Source organism: Planktosalinus sp. (genome assembly GCF_059864935.1).
In genome coordinates this window covers 1-5,408 of record NZ_JCBCCK010000422.1, presented here as the reverse complement: position 1 = coordinate 5,408, position 5,408 = coordinate 1, and the positions used below count along the sequence as shown (strand labels likewise).

General features: G+C 38.8%; 5 protein-coding genes. 3 read left to right on the top strand and 2 right to left on the bottom strand.

What is annotated here, in order from left to right; genetic code table 11:
• Nucleotides 1-62: 62 nt before the first annotated feature.
• Together AC6F75_RS12780 and AC6F75_RS12775 are read right to left on the bottom strand one after the other, a co-directional pair.
• Nucleotides 63-728 carry a DUF4331 family protein gene (locus AC6F75_RS12780; RefSeq protein ID WP_500715480.1) on the bottom strand — a complete coding sequence of 222 codons (666 nt, stop codon included), beginning with the start codon at nt 726-728 and terminating at the stop codon, nt 63-65.
• 18 nt (nt 729-746) lie between these two features.
• The gene (locus AC6F75_RS12775; protein WP_500715479.1) at nt 747-1,445 is read right to left on the bottom strand and encodes a DUF4331 family protein; all 699 of its coding nucleotides are present in this window, start codon (nt 1,443-1,445) and stop codon (nt 747-749) included.
• A 375-nt stretch (nt 1,446-1,820) separates the two neighbouring features.
• On the opposite strand from AC6F75_RS12775, the gene AC6F75_RS12770 reads away from it, so the two are divergent.
• Genes AC6F75_RS12770 through AC6F75_RS12760 form a run of 3 tightly spaced genes read left to right on the top strand, consistent with a single transcriptional unit; the run spans nt 1,821 to nt 5,325 of the window.
• Nucleotides 1,821-3,743, top strand: coding sequence for a BatA domain-containing protein (locus AC6F75_RS12770; protein WP_500715478.1), 1,923 nt, complete (start codon nt 1,821-1,823; stop codon nt 3,741-3,743).
• Nucleotides 3,740-4,993 carry a dihydroorotase gene (locus AC6F75_RS12765; RefSeq protein ID WP_500715477.1) on the top strand — a complete coding sequence of 418 codons (1,254 nt, stop codon included), beginning with the start codon at nt 3,740-3,742 and terminating at the stop codon, nt 4,991-4,993. The genes AC6F75_RS12770 and AC6F75_RS12765 overlap by 4 nt, the downstream gene beginning before the upstream one ends.
• An 11-nt stretch (nt 4,994-5,004) precedes the next feature.
• On the top strand, nt 5,005-5,325 hold the full coding sequence (locus AC6F75_RS12760; protein WP_500715476.1) for a hypothetical protein: 321 nt from the start codon (nt 5,005-5,007) through the stop codon (nt 5,323-5,325).
• Nucleotides 5,326-5,408: the final 83 nt, after the last annotated feature.

The following is a 5,408-nucleotide window of genomic DNA, read 5'->3' as shown; positions in this document are numbered from 1 at the left end:
GGACTAAAAAAAAGCCCGAATGAACGGGCTGTAATTATTAGGTCTAAAAATTTGTTGGTTGTTTAAAACGGTGGAGCCAAATATGGGAAGCTGCTTAAAAAAGGTTTGTCGTTAGCATCTACTCCATCACCTATTAAAAGTGGCTCTCCTCCTGTGCCGTCATACAATGGGTTTTCCATATCAGGTCCGCCAAAAATAAGCATCAGGTATAAATCCATGACATCATCACCCAGTTTACGGCCGGTGAATGTTCTGGTGCCATCATAAAAAGTGGCCGGGCCTGTCTGGGCAACCCATAACACATCTCTGGAAATCATCGTGGTAAAATCTTCTGCATTCTGGCCAAAAGCATTTCCTCCGTTTGTTTCATAGTCTGTATTTAACGCAAGTAGATTGGCTTGCATATCGGCTTGAAACGCTGCCTGCATTTGTGAGGGTAGGGTTGTATTGAATTCATCGCGTAAACCAAGGGTAACAAACAATCTTGACACGGCTGGTCTTCCCACCTGGTCTTCCTGTACATAAACTCCTGAAAAATCAATTCCTCCCGGATCTTCACATGGGTCACATACGCTTCCACCACAATCTACTCCGGTCTCATCACCGTTTCGAATACCGTCTTCACAAGTAGCAGGAGGATCAATAACATTGTCGTTATCGTCTTCACTACACTGAATGAACATCAAACTTGAAATAAAAAGCAATCCTATATATATTATTTTCTTCATGGGTTCTTGTATCAAAATTTATTGTTTTCTTTTTGCTTCCACCCACATTGAATATACAGGCGTAGTGGGTTGAAACGGATTTGCACCCACAGCACCACTACCGAGCATTGATTTTGGTAATTCAATGGCTATTGAAAGTACATTGTGTCCGGCAAAGGTGTCAGAACCTTCTCCATTAAATCCGGAAACTTCACCGTTTACAATAAGGTTAAACCTGTTTAAATCAAAAAAGAAGGGGTCGTCTCTGGGTCCTGCAAAGAATTTCATTCCGTTGTTTTCTTCAACTATGGCCTCAGCATCTGCTGTACCGGAAGAAATTAATACTTTGTTCATAGGTCCAAATGTGGCAATTTCACTTTCCAACCCGGTCATTGAAGGAACAACAGGCCCAAAAAAGTACATAGTATCTCCTCTTCTTATGGCCTGTATAACCAAATCCTCTATTAAATCACCTGAAGTGTCGATGTTAAATTCTACCAATACATCTTCAGAAAAAAGTGCATTTGTTGTTGGATTGCCGGGAGGTAAAAATCCCTGAAGATTGGCTATTAAAACCAAATTGTTGGAATTTTCACCTTCAAAGGCGTAAAAACTTGTAAGGTCTGATGTGGTTCCTGTTACCGCCGGTCCATCAATATGGTCACCGGAGATAAGAAAAGGAGTCATTGCCAGCAAACATACTACTGCAACAATTGAAACCAGTTTGTTTTTTTTCATTTGTTTGATAATTTATAAATCTAAATTGATTTTGAGTATAAATCAAGCCTGTCTTTTACAACGACCAAAAATAGACAATATTTGACGACATATCCATAAAGTTTGGGGGTAAATTTGCAATTTGGTTTATGAAATTGTTTTATTGAACCTGTCTAAAGCCGATTGATTGGACAAATATATTTTATTTTGGGAAAACTCAGGGCAATCTTTTCTAAACGAAAAAAATAATCATAGAAGTTGTGCATTTAGACATTAGAAATAATTTTGATTAAAAAATTCCCTCTAAATGCGCAAATGGTTTACCATTTATTTTTGATTCAATTTTAAGTTTTTTCTAAACGAAAAAATACGTAGTTTTGACAAATCTTTAATGGAATGCAGTTTAAACACCCAGAATTACTTTTTGCCCTCCTCCTTCTGATCATTCCAATCTTAATCCATCTTTTTCAATTACGTAAATTCCAAAAAACTCCTTTTACCAACGTAAAGTTTTTAAAGGAAGTCACCATTCAAACCCGAAAAAGCTCCAAACTTAAAAAATGGCTGGTACTGTTGTCCAGATTATTTGCGCTGGCTTGTATTATCATTGCGTTTGCACAACCCTACTTTTCACAAACCACAGAAACTTCTGCAGAAACTGAAACCGTTATCTATATTGACAATTCGCTAAGCCTTCAGGCACGAGGCAATCAAGGTGAATTACTGAAAAATACCACCCAGCAGCTATTTAGAAATTCAAATGTCCCCCAACAGTTAAGCTGGTTTTCAAACAACGCCTCTTCCCGTCAAGTGACACGCGAAGATTTTAAAAACGAAGTTTTAAACCTGAACTACAGTTCAAACTCCCTCACCCTTGATGAAGCCCTGCTTAAAGCCGAAACCTTATTTTCAAGAGATGAAACCGTTTCGAAAAACCTAATCTGGATTTCAGATTTTCAGGGGCAGCAAAACTTTCCGGAAGCTTCAAACTCATCCTTTAAAATTTCAACCGTTCAGTTGACTCCTGTTAATACCAACAATTTGAGTGTGGACAGTGTGTATGTTTCGGCGGTAAATTCTGCAAATGTGGAACTGACAGTCCTGCTAAAAAATTATGGAGCAGCGGTTGACAATGTACCCATTGGGCTTTATAAAGACGACGATCTGATTGCAAGGACGTCTGCTCAAATTGGCGCAAACACTTCAGCAACGGCAACTTTCGAAATTGAAGATGAGGAATTTTCAGGTAGGATTTCCATCACCGATGAATCCTTGATTTTTGACAACGAACTCTATTTCAACATCAATAAAAAAAGCCCCATCAAGGTGCTTTCCATTTATGAAAACCCGGCTAACTACTTAAGGCGCATTTACACTGACGATGAGTTTGATTGGCAGGCACAACAAATCAACCAGCTGGATTTTAATATTTTAAACCAGCAAAGCACGATCATTCTCAACGAGTTAAGCGAGATACCCACAGTACTTCAAAATGCCTTGATGGCTTTTGTTGAAAATAATGGAACACTGGTAATTATTCCTGCGATGGAAGCTGATTTGGCGTCTTACAACTCCTTTTTAAGCCGATTGAATTTTGGCACACTCACCAAGTCCGAATCGGTTGACAGGCAAATCACCACCATACATTTTACGCATCCCGTTTATCAAAATGTGTTTGAAAACCAAATCACAAATTTTCAGTATCCCACGGTAACAAACTATTTTACGCTCAACCGAAACCACACGCCCGTCTTATCTTTTGAAAGCAATGAAGATTTTTTGATGCAAAACCAAAATGTGTATTTGTTTAGTGGGGCATTAAATACTGATAATTCAACCTTTATCAATTCACCCTTGGTGGTGCCCACATTTTACCGCATTGGAAAACAAAGTTTGCCCCTTTCAAACCTCTATTACACCATAGGTGAATATAACGAATTTGCAGTGGCGGTTTCGCTTCCGCAGGATCATATTTTAAATATAAGAAATGATCAGACAGATTTTATTCCGCTGCAGCGAAACAGCAGCAACAGTGTTTTAATCACTACAACCGATCAACCTGAAACTGCCGGGATATTTGGTGTTTTTGATAAAGACAACCGGATAGAAAATGTGAGTTACAACTATTCACGTTCAGAAAGCAGGATGGTTTATATGAATCCGGCAAGCTGGCAGGGGGTAGAAAATTACAATTCGATAAACGCTGTTTTTCAAGAACTTGCATCGGCAAGCGACGTGAAAAATTTATGGAAATGGTTTGTTATTTTAGCCTTACTGTTTCTGGCCATTGAAATGTTTCTCTTAAAATTTTTAAAATGAACATTCTCCTAAAATCAGTCACCATAGTTGACTCAACAAGCAAACACCACCTTAAAAAACGCGATGTCCTGATTACAAACGGACAGTTTGAAAAAATTGCACCCAAACTCGACAATCCGGATGACCGCAAGGAACTAAAAATCAAAAACCTGCACATTTCACAAGGCTGGTTTGACAGCAGTGTGAGCTTTGGCGAGCCCGGCTATGAAGAACGTGAAACCATTGAGAACGGACTCAAAGTAGCCGCCAAAAGTGGTTATACAGCGGTTGCCGTAAACGCAAACACCAACCCGGTGACAGACAGCAAAGCCGATGTCAAGTACCTGCTCGCTAAAGCGGAAAACAATCCGGTAAAGTTGATTCCCATTGGTGCATTGACCAGACAGGGTAACGGCGAAGATTTGGCCGAACTCTATGATATGAAAAACGCAGGAGCAGTGGCTTTTTACGACTACCAACATCCTGTCAAAAACCCCAATTTACTGAAGATTGCTATACAATACACTCAAAACTTCGACGGACTCGTCATCGATTTCTGTAACGAAAATAACCTCTCAAAAAACGGCGTGGTCAATGAAGAAGAAAGTGCCACAAGACTGGGACTAAAAGGTATACCCGCGCTAGCAGAAGAACTACAAGTCAACCGTAATCTCTTTCTTCTGGAATATACCGGCGGGAAACTACACCTTCCTACCCTTTCAACGCAAAAAAGTATTGCGCTTATTAAAGAAGCCAAACAAAAAGGATTGGATGTGAGCTGCAGTGTATCAGTCAACAATCTAATGTTAACCGATAATGCGCTCCAGGAATTCAATTCCAATCTGAAACTAATGCCGCCTTTACGCAATGAAATTGACAAAAAAGCACTTGTCAAAGCATTAAAAGACGGAATCATCGACGGAATTACCTCAGACCACAACCCCATAGATATCGAACACAAAAACGTGGAATTTGACCACGCCTTGTTTGGTAGTATCGGACTGGAAAGCTGTTTTGGGGCATTAAACACCCTTTTCACGGTAGAACAAAGCATAAAATTCCTCACCGGACTAAAATCCCGTTTTGGAATTGAAGAACAACCCATTGAAGAAGGCAACACAGCCAACCTTACCCTTTTTGAGCCGGAAACCGAATGGGTATTTGAAACCAAACACATACACTCTGCCTCTCAAAACGCAGCTTTACTTGGACAACACCTTAAAGGAAAAGCCTTGGGGATTTACAGCAACAAAAAACTGATATTGAATTAATAATTGTACCAATGAAACCCAGTCAAAATGAAATCATTTATTCAGTCACCACATATTTATGGATATTGGGGTTTATTATTGCCTTCTTCTTAAATAAAGAACTAAGGTCAACTTTTGTGACCCATCATATTAAGAATATGTTTGGTTTGATAATTCTCTCCTTTGTTGCTATTATGACTAATGCATATATTCATATCATTATTGGAGAGATTCTGTATTTGATTTCGATTGGTATTTGGCTTATTTCAATTGTATTTGCCTTTTTAGGCAAGGAAGTCAATATTCCATATTTTACTGAAAACTATCACAAATGGTTTAAATTCTTAGATTAACAATGACATCAAAAAACTTATCACTTCACCACTTAATAAGACCACCAAAGAACAACCAGTCAAAAGCCCCTTTAATGATTATG

Coding starts and splice junctions, on each gene's coding strand:
- AC6F75_RS12780 (WP_500715480.1), bottom strand. CDS start 728: ATGAAGAAAATAATATATATAGGATTGCTTTTTATTTCAAGTTTGATG.
- AC6F75_RS12775 (WP_500715479.1), bottom strand. CDS start 1,445: ATGAAAAAAAACAAACTGGTTTCAATTGTTGCAGTAGTATGTTTGCTG.
- AC6F75_RS12770 (WP_500715478.1), top strand. CDS start 1,821: ATGCAGTTTAAACACCCAGAATTACTTTTTGCCCTCCTCCTTCTGATC.
- AC6F75_RS12765 (WP_500715477.1), top strand. CDS start 3,740: ATGAACATTCTCCTAAAATCAGTCACCATAGTTGACTCAACAAGCAAA.
- AC6F75_RS12760 (WP_500715476.1), top strand. CDS start 5,005: ATGAAACCCAGTCAAAATGAAATCATTTATTCAGTCACCACATATTTA.